This window comes from Streptomyces sp. NPDC045470 (genome assembly GCF_040646595.1).
In the GTDB taxonomy this organism is placed as follows: domain Bacteria; phylum Actinomycetota; class Actinomycetes; order Streptomycetales; family Streptomycetaceae; genus Streptomyces.
Genome location: NZ_JBEZAN010000009.1, coordinates 97063 through 111388, shown reverse-complemented (window position 1 = coordinate 111388; position 14326 = coordinate 97063). Strand labels below are relative to the sequence as shown.

Annotated in this window: 15 protein-coding genes; 9 read left to right on the top strand and 6 right to left on the bottom strand. The window is 71.7% G+C overall.

Annotated features, from left to right (window positions below; translation table 11 throughout):
- Window positions 1–230 precede the first annotated feature (230 nt).
- Window positions 231–656 (top strand): cold shock domain-containing protein, encoded by a 426-nt coding sequence (locus AB0A97_RS24505; RefSeq protein ID WP_361153654.1) that lies wholly within the window; start codon window positions 231–233, stop codon window positions 654–656.
- 406 nt (window positions 657–1062) lie between these two features.
- On the opposite strand, the gene AB0A97_RS24500 is transcribed toward AB0A97_RS24505, so the two are convergent.
- Both AB0A97_RS24500 and AB0A97_RS24495 read right to left on the bottom strand, forming a co-directional pair.
- The gene (locus AB0A97_RS24500) at window positions 1063–2034 is read right to left on the bottom strand and encodes an NADP-dependent oxidoreductase (protein ID WP_361153651.1); all 972 of its coding nucleotides are present in this window, start codon (window positions 2032–2034) and stop codon (window positions 1063–1065) included.
- A gap of 109 nt (window positions 2035–2143) precedes the next feature.
- Window positions 2144–2680, bottom strand: a complete 537-nt coding sequence (locus tag AB0A97_RS24495; RefSeq protein WP_361153649.1) for a hypothetical protein — start codon at window positions 2678–2680, stop codon at window positions 2144–2146.
- 431 nt (window positions 2681–3111) lie between these two features.
- Here AB0A97_RS24495 and AB0A97_RS24490 point away from each other — a divergent pair, with 431 nt between their 5' ends.
- From AB0A97_RS24490 to AB0A97_RS24465, 6 genes are all read left to right on the top strand, one after another.
- The gene (locus AB0A97_RS24490) at window positions 3112–4599 is read left to right on the top strand and encodes a PLP-dependent aminotransferase family protein (RefSeq protein ID WP_361153646.1); all 1488 of its coding nucleotides are present in this window, start codon (window positions 3112–3114) and stop codon (window positions 4597–4599) included.
- A 664-nt stretch (window positions 4600–5263) separates the two neighbouring features.
- Complete coding sequence (locus tag AB0A97_RS24485) at window positions 5264–5749, top strand: hypothetical protein (protein WP_361153644.1); 486 nt, start codon at window positions 5264–5266, stop codon at window positions 5747–5749.
- The gene (locus AB0A97_RS24480) at window positions 5746–6156 is read left to right on the top strand and encodes a transcriptional regulator (protein WP_361153641.1); all 411 of its coding nucleotides are present in this window, start codon (window positions 5746–5748) and stop codon (window positions 6154–6156) included. Before AB0A97_RS24485 ends, AB0A97_RS24480 begins: the two co-directional genes overlap by 4 nt.
- A 38-nt stretch (window positions 6157–6194) precedes the next feature.
- Window positions 6195–7052, top strand: coding sequence for an ABC transporter ATP-binding protein (locus AB0A97_RS24475; RefSeq protein ID WP_361153995.1), 858 nt, complete (start codon window positions 6195–6197; stop codon window positions 7050–7052).
- A complete protein-coding gene (locus AB0A97_RS24470) occupies window positions 7049–7924 on the top strand; it encodes an ABC transporter permease (protein WP_361153638.1) in 876 nt (291 codons plus the stop codon). Before AB0A97_RS24475 ends, AB0A97_RS24470 begins: the two co-directional genes overlap by 4 nt.
- A gap of 153 nt (window positions 7925–8077) precedes the next feature.
- Window positions 8078–8527, top strand: coding sequence for a nitroreductase family deazaflavin-dependent oxidoreductase (locus AB0A97_RS24465; RefSeq protein WP_361153635.1), 450 nt, complete (start codon window positions 8078–8080; stop codon window positions 8525–8527).
- A gap of 309 nt (window positions 8528–8836) precedes the next feature.
- Here AB0A97_RS24465 and AB0A97_RS24460 read toward each other — a convergent pair whose 3' ends face one another.
- Entirely contained in the window at window positions 8837–9106 is a 270-nt protein-coding gene (locus AB0A97_RS24460) for a hypothetical protein (protein WP_361153632.1), read from the bottom strand.
- A gap of 162 nt (window positions 9107–9268) precedes the next feature.
- Window positions 9269–9985, bottom strand: coding sequence for an aminotransferase class IV (locus AB0A97_RS24455; RefSeq protein ID WP_361153630.1), 717 nt, complete (start codon window positions 9983–9985; stop codon window positions 9269–9271).
- A 352-nt stretch (window positions 9986–10337) separates the two neighbouring features.
- On the opposite strand from AB0A97_RS24455, the gene hemC reads away from it, so the two are divergent.
- Both hemC and AB0A97_RS24445 read left to right on the top strand, forming a co-directional pair.
- The gene (gene hemC / locus AB0A97_RS24450) at window positions 10338–11273 is read left to right on the top strand and encodes a hydroxymethylbilane synthase (protein WP_361153627.1); all 936 of its coding nucleotides are present in this window, start codon (window positions 10338–10340) and stop codon (window positions 11271–11273) included.
- Between the two features lie 128 nt (window positions 11274–11401).
- The gene (locus AB0A97_RS24445) at window positions 11402–11956 is read left to right on the top strand and encodes a hypothetical protein (protein WP_361153625.1); all 555 of its coding nucleotides are present in this window, start codon (window positions 11402–11404) and stop codon (window positions 11954–11956) included.
- Window positions 11957–11999: 43 nt separating this feature from the next.
- Here the strand turns inward: AB0A97_RS24445 and AB0A97_RS24440 are convergent, their stop codons facing one another.
- Window positions 12000–12890, bottom strand: a complete 891-nt coding sequence (locus AB0A97_RS24440; protein WP_361153622.1) for a CPBP family intramembrane glutamic endopeptidase — start codon at window positions 12888–12890, stop codon at window positions 12000–12002.
- 326 nt (window positions 12891–13216) lie between these two features.
- Complete coding sequence (locus tag AB0A97_RS24435; protein WP_361153619.1) at window positions 13217–14152, bottom strand: D-alanyl-D-alanine carboxypeptidase; 936 nt, start codon at window positions 14150–14152, stop codon at window positions 13217–13219.
- Window positions 14153–14326 lie beyond the last annotated feature (174 nt).

Genomic DNA, 14326 nt, shown 5'->3' with positions numbered 1-14326 from the left:
GACCCGCCCCGACGGCCGCCCGCGTACGCCGGGGCCGCGCGGGGGCGGACACCGGGCTGGACGTTCCGCCGCCGCTCGGCAATAGTATGGGCGGGACATCCACCGAATCGTCTCCTCCTCGGGCGATGACCTCTGCCGGCCCAGCCGGTGGGAACGGGGCGCCGCCGGGACGACGGTGACGGGGTGCGGAATTTGCGGGCAGTTGTGGAATTGGGGTCTGGGGCACAGTGATGGTTTCGGGCAAGGTCATTCGTTTCGACGAGGTACGCGGCTACGGATTCGTGGTGCCGGACGACGGCGGAGAAGACGTCTTCGTGCATGTGAACGACCTGGAATTCGACAAGGGGCTGATGGCCCCCGGTGTCAAGGTCGAATTCCTGGTGGACGAGGGCGACCGGGGCCCCAAGGCGTCCGAAGTGCGTTTCCTGGAAGGCGCCCCCGGCCGCTCCGGCAGCGCGCACCGCGCGCAGAGCGCCGCGAGCGACGGGAATTTCGAGGACGGTGTCCTGTGTGACACCCTCTCCGCCCAGGAGTTCCTCGACGAGGTGACCGAACTGCTGGTGACCGGCGTGCCGAGCATGACCGGCGAGCAGATCCTCCAGGCCCGCCAGCGTCTTCTCAAGCAGGCGCAGTCCCACGAATGGGTCGACGCGTAGGACGCTCCCGGCAAAGTGCCGGTCTGCCGGACCGCCGGGCTTCCGGGCCCTTGGTTCGTCGGATCGCACTCGCCGCGGGCCGTCGGCTGCGTACCTCCGCCGTTTCGTCCGTACGGCAGACGGCGGAGAGCCGATGAGGTGAACGTCGACGGTATACGTGCACTCGTATGCCGTGTCGACGGCGGTCGGCGATCTCCATGACGGACGGAGACCGGCGGTGCACCGCACCCTGCTCCCGCCTCCTGTCACCTCCGCCGCCACGAAGAAATGCCGATATCCCGTTGTTGGATCCGCCGGCTCCGGGCATCGGCGCCCGGCAGTGATGTCCCACGAATTTTTCTTCCGGGCCACCGCCGATATTCCGCATTGCGGCAGCCGGAGAGTTCACTCCGCGGCGCCGCGGTCCTCACGACGCCACGCGCAGCACCAGCTTCCCGCGCGTGCGGCCCTCCTCGCCCCTGCGGTGCGCCTCGGCGGCCTCGGCCAGCGGCAGGACGTCCTCGACCTCCACCGACACCGCCCCCTCGTCGATGAGCCCACCGATACGGGCCAGCGCCGCCCCGTCCGGCTCCACCAGGAAGCCGCTCGCCCGCACCCCCTGGGCACGGGCGGCCTCCACCAGCTCGGGCGAGGCCCCGGAGGGAACGGCGATCAGCGTGCCGCCGGACCGCAGCGTACGCAGCGAACGGGTGCTGGTCGCGTCGTGCTCGTCCCCCACGAGGTCGATGACGACATCCACGTCACGCACCACCTCCTCGAAGCGCTCCTGGGTGTAATCGACCAGTTCGTCCGCGCCGAGCGCGTGCAGCCAGTCGTGTTTGGCCGCCCGGGCCGTACCGATGACCTGCGCGCCCAGGTGCTTGGCGAACTGCACCGCGAAGTGCCCGACGCCACCCGCCGCCGCGTGGATCAGTACCCGCCGGCCCGCCTCGACGTGCGCCGCGTCCACCAGGCACTGCCAGGCCGTCAGCGCGGCCAGTGGCACGGCGGCCGCGTGGTCGTGGTCGAGCGCGGCCGGCTTGCGCGCGAAGTGCCGCGAGGGCGCGGTCACGTACTCGCCGTAGGCCCCGGCCTGCCGTGGGAACCACGGCATGCCGTACACCTCGTCGCCCACCTTGAGCGTGTGCACGCCGAAGCCGACCTCCTCCACGACCCCGCTGACGTCCCAGCCCACCGAGAACGGCGGGTCGCCGAGGACCGCGGCCATACCGCCGCCCTGGCGGGTCTTCCAGTCGACCGGGTTCACTCCGGCGGACCGCACCCGTACGAGAACCTCGGTGGGCAGCGGCGCCGGCCGGGGCGCCTGGGTCGGGTACAGCACCTCGGGACCGCCGACGGTGTCCTGAGTGATGATGCGCATGGTCGGTTCGCTGCTCATGCCGGGTCTCCTGGGGGCGGGGGCGGGCCGTTCCGCACGGCCGGATCGATTGATCATCGCCGTACGGAAAGTACCGGAGCAGCCGCGAACGGGCGCGCGCACACCTCCGTCATCCGCACGTCCGGTCTCGGGCCGGGCTCCGGTAGGCGCACCGGGGGACGAAGAACTGCGTGACCGGGCCGACCGCGAGGGCGTACAGCACGGTGCCGGCCCCCACGCCGCCGCCCAGCAGCCAGCCCACGGCCAGTACGGCGACCTCGATCAGCGTACGGACGGAACGGAGGGAGCGCCCGGTCGCGGCCGACATGCCGGTCATCAGGCCGTCCCGGGGGCCGGGACCGTACCGCGCGCCCACGTAGAGGGCGACGGACAGACCGTTCAGCAGGATGCCGCCGGCGAGCAGCCCGATACGTGCGGGAAACCCCGGATGCTGGGGGAGGACGTGCAGCCCGAGGTCGGACGCGCAGGCCAGGACGACGATGTTGGTCCCGGTGCCGAACGTCGGCCGCTGCCTCAACGGGACCCACAGCAGCAGTACGAGCACGCCCACGACGGCACTGATCGTGCCGAAGCTCAGCGACGTGTGGCGGGCCAGCCCCTCGTACAGGACGCTCCACGGATTGACGCCCAGCGAGGCCCTGATCATGACCGACAGGCTGAATCCGTACAGGGCCAGGCCGGCGAAGAGCTGAGGCAGGCGCCTCAGTGGACGTTCGCCGAACGGCACGTACGTGAGGGAGTGCGGGGGCCTGCTCGCCCTCGCCCTGAGCCCGGAGGGCGAGCGCTCCCGTCGCCCCTTCCCGGGCCGATGCCGCCCGGCACGTTCCCCGTCCACCGAGCCCATCGAGCTCACCGAGCCCCCTTCACCCACCGAATCCGTCCGTTCGAGCCGCATGCCCGGCCGCCTCCACCTTTTCGTCCTGCTCGCCGTGTGCCGGCCCGAGTGTTCTCCAGGCCACCGGAGCGACTCTGTACAGTGATCGGCTGGCAGAACATGGCCATTGCCGGGGAAGTGGTCTGGCTGAGCGGAGCGACAGGACGGCCCCAGGAGGTGCCGGGGAGGCGAGGGCGAGGGGCATGGCAGGTTCCGGGCCGTCCCAACCCCTGAACGGCACAGGGCACGCGGGCCGCACTCTGGGCAGCGGGCACCTGGCCGCGCTGCTCCCCGACCCCGCGCGGGCCCGGCCCGCCTACCGCCACTTGGCGCAGGCGATCAGTGAGCTGATCCTGGACGGGCGCATCGCGCTGCACGTCAGACTCCCCGCCGAACGCGAACTCGCCCCGGCCCTCGGCGTCAGCCGGGCCACCGTCACGGCCGTCTACGACCTGCTGCGCGAGAGCGGGTTCGCGCACAGCCGACAGGGCTCGGGCACCTGGACGGCCCTGCCCGCAGGCCGTACGCCCCACGGCGTGACACGGCTCCTCGGGCCCCGGGACACCGCGATCGACCTGGCCAGGGCCGCGCCCGCCCTGCCGCACCGGACCCTCGCCGACGCCCTCGCCAGGGTGTCACCCCAGCTCGCCGAGCACGTCGGCACGCCCGGCTACCACCCGTACGGCCTGCCGGAACTGCGCGCCGCCATCGCCGCACGCTTCACCCGACGGGGCCTGGCCACCGTGCCCGACCAAATCCTGGTGACCTCCGGCGCGCAGCACGCGCTCACGCTCGTCCTCGGCCTGCTGTGCCGCCCCGGCGACCGGGTCCTGGTCGAGAACCCGTCCTACCCGAACGCCCTGGAAGCCCTGCGGCGCGCCCGGCTGCGTACCGTGCCGCTCCCCGTGACCGAGGCCGGCTGGGACACCGAGACCGTCACCTCGTCCCTGCGCCGGTCCGTGCACCGCCTGGCCTACCTGATCCCCGACTTCCACAACCCGACCGGCTGCCTCATGCCCGCGGGGCAGCGCACCGCCATCCTGCACGCCGCCCAGCACTCCGCGACCTGGCTGGTCGTCGACGAGACCCTGAGCGACCTCGCCCTCGACGGCCCCGCCCCGCAGCCCTTCGCCTCCTTCGCCGCCCCGGGAGGGAGCGGCCAGGTCATCACCACCGGTTCGATGAGCAAGACCCACTGGGCGGGCCTGCGCATCGGCTGGCTGCGCGCACCCGCCCAGCTCGTCACCGAACTCGCCGGGCAGCGGATCGCCACCGACATGGGCGGCTCGGTCCTGGACCAACTCGTGGCCCTGGACCTGCTGGACCGGTCCGCCGAGCTGCTGCCGACCCGCTTGGAGCAGTTGCGTACCCAACGCGCCGCCCTCACCGCCGCCCTGGCCGAACACCTCCCGCACTGGACCTGGCAACAGCCGCCCGGCGGCCTGTCCCTGTGGGCCGACCTGGGCGAACCCATAGCCGCGGAGCTGGCCGAACGAGCACTGGACTACGGGGTACGGATCGAGGGCGGCGCCTACTTCGCCACCGACCCGGGCGTCTTCACGCAGCGCCTCCGCATCCCTTACACCGCCCCTCCCGACACCCTCCGTGAGGCAGTGCACCGCATGGCCACGGCGCTCGCGGACGGCCTCCCGTCCTCGGCGGCCACCAGCCGACCGCACTGGATCGCCTGAGCCGCATCGGCGAAGCCGACCGTCCATGGCGTCGACCGGACCGTCGTCTGACGGCAGCGGCTCCGACGGGCCCGGGGGCCGTCCCGCGCGGTGAGAGCAGGTCGTCCTCCCGGAACTCCACCTGCGCGAACCGCCGACGACCGGCCTCGACCATGCCCGCGGACAGGTCGTTGCCGACTGTGTGTACACCGTGCCCGGCGAGCCAGGCCGCCACGTGCCCGGGCCGCAGCCCAGTCCGGCAACCGTTCCGCCCGGTTCCGTCCGCTCCAGGAGAACGGCGAGAAGCGCGCGGTCGAGGGGGTTTCCGGCGAGTTCGTCGCGCATCCGGGCCGCGTACTCCTCGGCCACGATGTCGTAGCTGCGGCGTGCCGATGCGTGATGTGGGTGATCTCCTATACGCGTCAGCCTGGCATGGGCGGCGGTTCGGCCGGGCTCGGATTCGTGGGCGGTCGGCGGGCGCGTGCTCGAAGGGCAGTCCGCGTGAACTACCTCGTCGCCTGCGGTCCTTGCCGTGACGGGCCCTTCCGCACGGCTCATCCGTCGACATCGCCGTTTCGACTTGCCCGCCGGGAAAGTCTGCGCTAACTTTCCTAGTGGGAAAGTCGGCGGCCGGGTATCGGCCGCCGGAGATTCGGCACGTCAAGGTTTCAGGGGGGCGATGTGCATGGGCACACCGATGGACGCCGAGCAGGCATGGGCTGACCTGCAGAGAATCCGCGTCCCGCAGGAGCGGGTCTACGACGAATTGGAACGCTGCACCGTGACAGGGCGTCGGGGGTACCTGCCGATCGCGGCGGTGATGTGGGCCTACCTGGCCGTCAGCGGGCTCGACCTCCCAAGCTGGTCGCTCTGGGTGATCCTGGTGGCGTATGTGGGCGCCCTGGCCGCCTTGGGGGTGCGGTCGAGCCGCAAGTCGCGGGTGCGGCTGCACCGCTCGCGCTACACCTGGCGCGTGTACGCCGTGTTCGTCGTGGCCGCTGCCCTGGGCGGGACGAGCATCGGGCTCACCTCCTGGCTGGTCGAGTGGGCGGACATGCCGTACGGCAGCCTGGTGCAGGCCACGATATGCGCCGGCCTCTTCCTGCTCGTCACCGCGCCCGCCAACCGATGGGCCTTCGCCCCGATGCGCCACTATGGGAGCCGTCGATGAGTACCCCCACCGGATTCGACGAACTGATCCACCCGTCCACCCGGCTCTCGGTGGTCGCGCTGCTCGCCGCCACCGAATGGGCGGACTTCCCGTTCATCCGGGACAGCCTCTCGCTCAGCGACTCGGCGCTCTCCAAACAGCTCCACACGCTGGAGGAGGCCCAGTACCTGGAGGTCCAGAAGGAGGGCGGCGGACGCAAGCGCCGGACGAAGGTCCGGCTCACCGACCGGGGCCGGACCGCATTCGAGGGACATGTGGCAGCACTGCGGGCCATCGTCGAAGGAGCCGCCAAGGGCCCGTCTCCCGGGGATGCGACCCCTCCGCCCGAAGACGCCACGCCCCGTACCCGCTCCGCCGGTACGGGCCCGGCGAGCAACCAGTCCATGCGAACGGAGGCCCGCCGGTGACCGCGCCCGAACCCGTGGTGCAGGTCCGCGACCTGCGCATGACCTACGGCCCCAGGGAAGTGCTGCAAGGCGTCGACCTGGACATCCACCGCGGCGAAATCTTCGCCCTGCTCGGGCCGAACGGCGCCGGGAAGACCACCACCGTCGAGATACTCGAAGGCTTCCGCCGGCGCTCGTCGGGCGACGTGCACGTGCTCGGCACGGACCCGGTGCGCGGCGACGACGCCTGGCGCGGACGGCTCGGCCTCGTCCTGCAGTCCTGGCGTGACCACGGCAGGTGGCGGGTGGGCGAGCTGGTCGGACACTTCGCCGAGTACTACCCCGACCCGCGCGACCCGAAGGACCTGCTCGACGTCGTCGGCCTCACCGCGCAGACGGACCAACTGGTGAGCAGGCTCTCCGGCGGCCAACGCCGCCGCCTCGACGTCGCCCTCGGCATCGTCGGCCGCCCCGAGCTGCTCTTCCTCGACGAGCCCACCACCGGCTTCGACCCGGAGGCGCGCTACGACTTCCACGTCCTGGTCGAGAAGCTCGCCGTCGACGAAGGCGTCACGGTCCTGCTCACCACCCACGACCTCATCGAGGCCGAACGCCTCGCCGACCGCATCGCCGTGCTGGTCGACGGGCGCATCCGCGTCTGCGGCACCCCGGCCGAACTGGCCCGGCAGGCCGCGGCGCGCGCCGAGGTGCGCTGGACGGCCCGGGACGGCACCCCGCGCAGGGAACGCACCGAAGACCCTTCCCGGTTGGTGTGGGAACTGCACCGCGACATCGGCGGACCGATAGCCGACCTGGAGGTGCGCCGCCCGACACTGGAGGACACCTACCTGCACATGGTGAACACCGAGAACCGACACCCAGGGGACTCCGGGGACCGAGAGGACAGTGCCGCATGAGGGGGACGGGACCGCAGCGCATTCTGCGGGCGGGGGTCCGGCGCGGAGGCATCGAGCTGCGCCAACTCCTGCGCAGCAAGAAGGAGCTGAGCGGCCATCTGGCGAACGTCGTGGTGGCCGTCGTGCTCGCCATGACCATCAGCGGCACCGTACCCGGCACGGAGCTGTCGATGGGCCACCTGATGATGGTCGGGTTCTGCGCCTATCTGCTCTTCCAGCTCGGCGTGCTGACCGTCCCGCAGATGCTCGTCACGGAACGTGAAGAGGGCGCGCTGCTGCGGCTGCGGGCCACACCGGGCGGCATACCGGCGTACCTGGTGGCCAAGGCGCTGCTGATCCTGGGCACGGCCGTCGGCAGTCTCGTCGTGCTGCTCGCGGCGGGCGCGGCGCTGGCCGACGGCCCGCTGCCGGCCGGCCCCGCACAGTGGCTCACCCTGCTCTGGGTCACCGGCCTCGGACTGCTCGCGGTCGTGCCGCTCGGCGCCGCCATCGGCGCCGTCCTGCCCAACCCGCGTGAGGCGCTGGCCCTGATCGTGCTGCCCTCCATGGCGCTGCTCATGATCTCCGGGACGATGTTCCCGTTGTCCCGGATGCCGCAGCTCGTGCAGCAGATAGCCTCGGTGTTCCCGCTCAAGTGGCTGGCCCAGGGGCTGCGGTCGGCGTTGCTGCCGGAGAGCGCGGTCGCCGCCGAGGTGTCGGGCTCCTGGCAGCTTCCCACGGTCGCCCTGGTCCTCACCGCGTGGGCCGTCGTCGGCTTCCTCCTCGCCGTACCGCTGTTGCGCAGGACCACCCGACGCGAATCCGGTTCCCGCCTGGCGGGCCGCCAGCACAAGGCAGCCATGAGCGGAGCGGGGGCGTCGGCGGCGCGGTAGCTCTCCGGGCCCGCCACCGGCCACGACACCCCGCGGGAAGATTGCGTACGCCCCCTGTGTTGAGGAAAGGTCAGGTCGGTTCCGCCCGTGGGCGGAACCGTACGACACCACGCCCGCTCGGGCGGACGACGATGCGACGATGGGACGGATGCCATGCCACTTGAGGGCGAGTACGAGCCGAGCCCGGAGAAGTGGGTACGTGACCAGGTCGAGCTGTACGAGAGCAGCGGCGGTACCAAGGGGACGACGATGCGGGGCCTGCCGGTCATCGTCCTGACGACCCGTGGCGCCAAGTCGGGCAAGCTCCGCAAGTCCCCGCTGATGCGGGTGGAGCACGAGGGCAGCTACGCCGTCGTCGCCTCGCTGGGCGGTGCTCCCAAGCATCCGGTCTGGTACCACAACATCGTGGCGGACCCCCGGGTGGAGTTGCAGGACGGGCCCGTCCGCATGGACCTGGTGGCCCGTGAGGTGACGGGCGAGGAGAAGGCGTTGTGGTGGGGACGCGCGGTCGAGGCGTTCCCCGACTACGCCGACTACCAGCAGAAGACCGACCGTGAGATTCCCGTCCTGGTCCTGGAGACCCCGGAGCGGAGCCACAGCTGACGGTGCACGGGAACGGCTGACCGGCGCCGATGCCCGGGCAGCGGAGCGGCCCCCGCCGAAAGCTTCCGGCAGGGGCCGCTCCGTCTGCGTTCCGTCATCCGCTACGGAGTGCTGGAGCCGTGCGGCAGGCTTGGCGTGTGGCAGCGGCCGCCGTCGGGATGCCCGGTGAAGGGCGTCCGGACACGTGCGTGAAGGGGAGGTGACAGCCGGTGCCACGGGGCCGTCGGCGTGCGACCGGACGGTGCCTGCGCGCCCCCGCGCCGTGGAAGGACGCGGGGCGCGTCCGTCGGCGGCCGACGTGTGTCCGGGTCAGCGCCAGACGGCCTTGAAGTAGCGGCCGTAGTCGAACTCGCCGCTCGCCTTGCTGTGGGCGTAGGCGGCGCCGGTGGCGGTGACACCCGTGGGGCCGCCGACGTTGTAGTGGCGGTACCCGCCGAGGGTGTTCTCCGACGAGTAGCCGCCGGAGCCGTACGCGCCTGCCGCGGCGGCGCCACCGCCCGAGTCGGCGGCGGCGGGCCCGGCGGCCAGGAAACCGGCCGCCGTGACACCGGCGAGGGTGATCGCGACGTTACGAAGCATGTGACTCTCCTGAGACTGAGGTGGGTGGACCTGACGAGATGACCTTGACCCAGCCTTCGCCGGTCCGCACGCCGGGACGGGCGAACGGGGTGACGACGCCCCTGCGGCCCGCTCTCCACGGCCCCGCCTCACCACCCGTCAGAGCCTCACCAACCGTCAGTTTCAGATGACGTCCCACGGCGCGGCCGCATACAAGCCCGTGACGGTACCGACCAGCCCGGCGTCCACGGGGAAAGGGACGTGGTCGACGAGCGCGACAGCGGCGACGCCACGCGAGTTGCTGACGAAGGCGCCGTCGAAGGACGCCAGGTCGTCGAGGTGCACGGCTTGCTCGCGCCAGGGCACGTCGGCCCGTTCCAGCTCCTGACGGAGTACCAGCATCGCGGTGCCTGCCAGAGCGGGCGCGTCCGGCCAGACGACCGTGTCGCCCGCGACGAAACCGACGTTGGTGATGGTGCCCTCGGCGACCGTGCCGTCCGACGCCACCAGCAGGCCCTCGTCGAACCCGGCCGCCGTGACCCGCCGCAGGTGGAGGCCCTGCCCGAACTCACCCAGGTGCTTGATGCGGGCGGCCGGCCGCTGGTACGGAACGCTGCGGAGCCGTTGCGCGGCCGCGGGCTCGGGCGCGGGCGGCTGTACGGTCACCAGCGTGACCGGCCCGTCACCCGGCTGCGGGCGGTAGACGTACACCCGGACGGAAGCGTCGCGCAAGGCTTCCCGGCCCAGTGCGTGCCGGACCCGTTCGCGGACCAGGTCACCGTCCAGCCGCTCACCGAAGAGTTCACGGGTGGCCGCGTCCAACCGGGCGAGGTGGAACCCCATCCCGCGCACCCGGCCGTCCCTGACCTGCATGGCGGTGAAGTGCCCGTACCCGCTCATCAGCGCGAACAGCAGCGGCGTCCGCCTCGGCCCCGTGACCGTCGATGTCTATGTAGGGATCGGGAAAAGCGTCCACGATCGTCGCCCTAGGCGGCGCCGCGGTGGCCTGAACAGCACAGAGCGGGCGCCGGACGAGGACTGCGCCGGGCGAGGAGTGCGCCGGACGAGGACAGCGCCGGACGAGGACGACGACGAGGACACGATGCCCGGCATCTCTCGCCGTCCCCTACCCGCCGTACCCACCCGGCCCGCTCCGTTCCGCCTCCTGCCCCCGATTCCCCCTTCCGTCCCCGCCCCGTGTCCAAGTGTCCGCCGAGCCGGACCCGGGCCCCGACGCCCTAGGGTGTACGCCATGTCCGCCCCTGAACTGATCCGCATCGTCTCGCGTTCCTCGCCCATGGCGCTCGCCCAAGTGGAGCGCGTCCGCGGTGAACTGGCCGCCCGGCACCCCGGAGTCCGTACGGAGGTCGTGCCCGTCACGACGTCCGGCGACCGCTGGATGGGCGACCTGTCCGCACTCGGCGGCAAGGGCGCTTTCACCAAGGAAGTGGACGCCGCGCTGCTGGACGGGGAGGCGGACCTCGCCGTGCACTGCGTCAAGGACATCCCGGCCGACCGCCCCCTGCCCGCCGGTACGACCTTCGCGGCCTTCCTCAAGCGCGACGACATCCGCGACGCCCTCGTCCACCCCGGCGGGAGCACCCTCGACCGGCTGCCCGACGGCACGCGCGTCGGCACGTCCTCCGTACGCCGTGTCGCGCAGCTCGCCGCCTCGTATCCGCACCTGGAGTGCGTGCCGATGCGCGGCAACGCCAACCGCCGTCTGGAGAAACTGCACGCGGGGGACGCCGACGCCCTTCTGCTGGCCGTCTCCGGCCTGGAGCGCATCGGCCGCCGCGACGTCATCACCGAGATCCTGTCGGCCGAGACGATGTGCCCGCCCATCGGCGCCGGCATCCTCGCCCTCCAGTGCCGCGAGGACGACACCGGCACCATTGACGCGGTCAGCGCGCTCGGCGACCGCGACGCCTTCCGGGAGGCGACCGCCGAACGCATGTTCCTGCACGTGCTGCAGGGCCACTGCAACTCGCCGATCGCCGGGTACGCGAAGACCGAACGTCGCGGCGAACTGTCGCTGCGCGCCTGCGTGTTCACCCCCGACGGCAAGACCGTGCTCAATGCCCACGAGTGGGCCGGGCCGCTCGACCCGGCCACCCTGGGCACGTCCGTCGCCGTCGCGCTGCTGCGCCAGGGAGCACGCGACCTCATCGACTCCATCGCGCACTGACGGGCCGTCGGCGTACCGGAGGAGGTCCGTCCGTAACTCCAATGGGTCTGCTTTTGGCGGATCGGGTCATGTATGGGACCGGCCGTCCCTACGGTGCCGTTGTACGCACACGGCACGGGAGGACCGCCATGACCCACTCCATCGACCTGGAAGAGCTGGCCTTCGTCGCGACCGTCATGGAACGGGCGCACCGGCTGCTCGACGCCGAGGAGAAAAAGCTTCCGCCCCGCACGGCGGACGGACTCGAAGGGCCCGGCAGCCCGCACCAGACGCTCCTGGGCGCCGGCGAGCTGACCCGCGGGGTGGACGACGCGGTGCGGCGGATCGCCCTGGCGGTCGGTTACGCGTGCGCCGGCCTGCACAGCCACGCGCTGCGGGCGGCGCACCACGCGCACGTCGCCCCGCGCAGTGTGCCGGGCGGCACCGACCGGATGGCCAGGCCCCTCAGCTCGGGCACCATCGAGGCGCTGAAGCTGGTACGGCAGGTGTCCGACTTCTTCGGTGAGGGGCTGCGGGAGCACATCGACCGTTCGCTCGCGGCCCCCGAGGCGACCTGGCCGCCCGCCGACTGGAAGCAGTACGACGAGGAACGCATGAAATCCGCTGCCTCCGTGGCCTCCGGCCGGCCTGTCGCCTCCCGCCTCGGCCACCACGGGTCCGTGCCGGCCACCCCCGACCAGTGACAGCTCTCCCGGCCCATGATTGACGGCTTCGCCCCGAGCCTGCTCACCGGGCCACGGCGGCTCCGGCACCCGGGTACGGGCGGGGCGCGGAGGGGTGCCGGCGGCCGCCCGGGGCGTACGTGGACGGCCGGAGCCGCCCGGTCAGCGCGAGGAAGCCGACGAACGCGGCCGTGACGATCCAGCCGGGCCAGCCGGTCAGCCCCATGTGCAGGGGGTCCAAGGGAGCGTCCGGCGAGGCGAACACCTTGACCATGCCCACGCCCGCCGTGCTCACGAAGGTGTGGCCGAGGACCGCGGGCACCACCGACGCGGAGCACAGCCGCAGCCAGGTGAAGACCGGAAGGATGAGTGCACAGGTGATCACCATGGCGGGTACGGACACGTACCAGGGCCGGCCGGGATACTGTCCGCCCATCAGCAGGGTCGGCAGGTGCCACAGCGCGAAGGCGGCGCCGGTGCCCACGTACGCCCACACCAGGCGCGCGCCCCTGCCGTCCCGTGCCAGACGGGGGAAGAGGTAGCCCTGCCAGCCCAGTTCCTCGCCGAAGAACAGCGGCAGGGAGACCAGCATCTGGAGCAGCATGGCGGCGGCCCAGGGAGCGAGCCCCTCCCACCGCACACCGAAGGGATAGTGCCCGGCCACGGTTCCGACGCCGAGCGCTACGGCGGTCAGCGCCGCCGGGATCGCGAGGGCCAGCAGGCAGGAGCGCACGGTGCGGCCGTGGGGCCGGGGCCACCGTAAGGCGAGGACGTCCCGTAGCCGGCCGGCGCGGTCCACGTACCGGACGACGAGGACCGCGGCGAGCGCCGGGGCGAACATCGCGGCCGAGATGCACACCTCCTCCAGCGTGCCGGTCACCGACCGGGCGCTCTCCCGCCGGAATCCCGTGAGCAGGAGGGGCGCCATGGCTGCCCACATGCCCAGGTTGGCCACGGCGAGGAACACCAGGAGCCCGCGACGGCGCGGAGCCGGGGAGGAGGGCCGGGCCGGGAGCGAAGGCGGCTGCGGAGTCGAAGGCGAGTCCGGTGGCGGGGGCGGGCCCGGTGGCGGAGGGGGCGAGGGAGGAAGCGTCCGTGCGGAGTTGGTCATGAGCAAGGACGCTAGAGGTGCGCCCCCGCGCGGAGAATGCGGCCCGCCCCCGTCCCCGCCTGGGGGCACCCCCACCACCGGAGGACACCACCGGGTCCCGCCGTCCCGGAGGGCGGCATGGGAAAGGGCCTGCCCGCGGCAGGAAGCCGCGGGCAGGCCCTCTCCCTACGTCACACCTTCAAGCCGTAGTCCAGCAGCTTCTTCGCGTCGGCGGTGCGGTTGGCCACCGAGGAGGAGGCGAGGACCGTACCGATGACCGTCTTGCCCTTCCGGGTGGCCGCGAAGACCAGGCAGTACTTGGCCTCCGGACCCGAGCCCGTCTTGACGCCGATGGTGCCGGCGTAGCTGCCGAGCAGGTTGTTGGTGTTGGTCCACGACATGAAGCGGTAGCCGCCGCTCTTCGTCGTGACCTTCTGCTTGGTGGACTTGGTGCCCACGACGCTGCGGAACGTGGCGTTCTTCATCGCGCTGGAGGCCAGCTTCGTCAGATCACGCGGCGTCGAGTAGTTCGCACCGTTGCCGATGCCGTCGAACGAGTCGAAGTGCGTGTTCTTCAGACCGAGGTTCTTCGCCGCGGTGTTCATCTGGCCGATGAACGACTTCACCCGCGCCGCCCGCGTGGACCCGCTGCCGAACTTGTCGGCCAGCGCGTACGCCGCGTCGCAGCCGGACGGAAGCATCAGCCCGTACAGGAGCTGGCGGACAGTGACCTTGTCACCGACGATGAGCCGGGCCGACGAGGCGGTCTTGGCGACGATGTAGTCGCTGTACGCCTTGTCGATCGTGACCTTGGTGTCCAGGTTGAGCTTCTTCTGGGACAGCACCACCTGAGCCGTCATGATCTTGGTGGTGGAACCCATGGAACGGCGGCTGTCCGCCGCCTTGGCGAAGGCTGTCTTGCCGTTGCCGTTGTTCATCACGAAACCGCCCGCCGCGGTGATCGCGGGGGCCTTGGGGGCCGCGGCCTTGACCGCGGCCTTCGCCGGGGCGGCCTGGGGCGCCGCGGCCTGGGCCGGGGCGGCGAACGTCCCGGTCAGCAGAACGGCTCCCGCGGCGGTGACGGCCGTCGCGGACAGGCGACGTACGCCCTTGATGCCAGTTTTCAACGTGTTTTCTCCAAATGCCGCTTCTGTACGGCCACATGAGAGGGTGGCTTTCTCGTGAGACGCACGAGTTACGCCGAAGGATGCACCCGGCGACGCATTTCCCCCAACCTTTCCCCCGACATTTCGGGAGCGGGTGGGGCAAGGCCGCTCCTGGCGGTGTACCTCCGGCGCATC

Bases quoted from the DNA above. Each gene is read 5' to 3' on its own strand.
- AB0A97_RS24445 (WP_361153625.1), top strand. From the start codon at position 11,402: ATGACCCACTCCATCGACCTGGAAGAGCTGGCCTTCGTCGCGACCGTC.
- AB0A97_RS24465 (WP_361153635.1), top strand. From the start codon at position 8,078: ATGCCACTTGAGGGCGAGTACGAGCCGAGCCCGGAGAAGTGGGTACGT.
- AB0A97_RS24500 (WP_361153651.1), bottom strand. From the start codon at position 2,034: ATGAGCAGCGAACCGACCATGCGCATCATCACTCAGGACACCGTCGGC.
- AB0A97_RS24470 (WP_361153638.1), top strand. From the start codon at position 7,049: ATGAGGGGGACGGGACCGCAGCGCATTCTGCGGGCGGGGGTCCGGCGC.
- AB0A97_RS24495 (WP_361153649.1), bottom strand. From the start codon at position 2,680: ATGATCAGGGCCTCGCTGGGCGTCAATCCGTGGAGCGTCCTGTACGAG.
- AB0A97_RS24460 (WP_361153632.1), bottom strand. From the start codon at position 9,106: ATGCTTCGTAACGTCGCGATCACCCTCGCCGGTGTCACGGCGGCCGGT.
- AB0A97_RS24505 (WP_361153654.1), top strand. From the start codon at position 231: ATGGTTTCGGGCAAGGTCATTCGTTTCGACGAGGTACGCGGCTACGGA.
- hemC (WP_361153627.1), top strand. From the start codon at position 10,338: ATGTCCGCCCCTGAACTGATCCGCATCGTCTCGCGTTCCTCGCCCATG.
- AB0A97_RS24455 (WP_361153630.1), bottom strand. From the start codon at position 9,985: ATGAGCGGGTACGGGCACTTCACCGCCATGCAGGTCAGGGACGGCCGG.
- AB0A97_RS24490 (WP_361153646.1), top strand. From the start codon at position 3,112: ATGGCAGGTTCCGGGCCGTCCCAACCCCTGAACGGCACAGGGCACGCG.
- AB0A97_RS24480 (WP_361153641.1), top strand. From the start codon at position 5,746: ATGAGTACCCCCACCGGATTCGACGAACTGATCCACCCGTCCACCCGG.
- AB0A97_RS24485 (WP_361153644.1), top strand. From the start codon at position 5,264: ATGGGCACACCGATGGACGCCGAGCAGGCATGGGCTGACCTGCAGAGA.
- AB0A97_RS24475 (WP_361153995.1), top strand. From the start codon at position 6,195: ATGACCTACGGCCCCAGGGAAGTGCTGCAAGGCGTCGACCTGGACATC.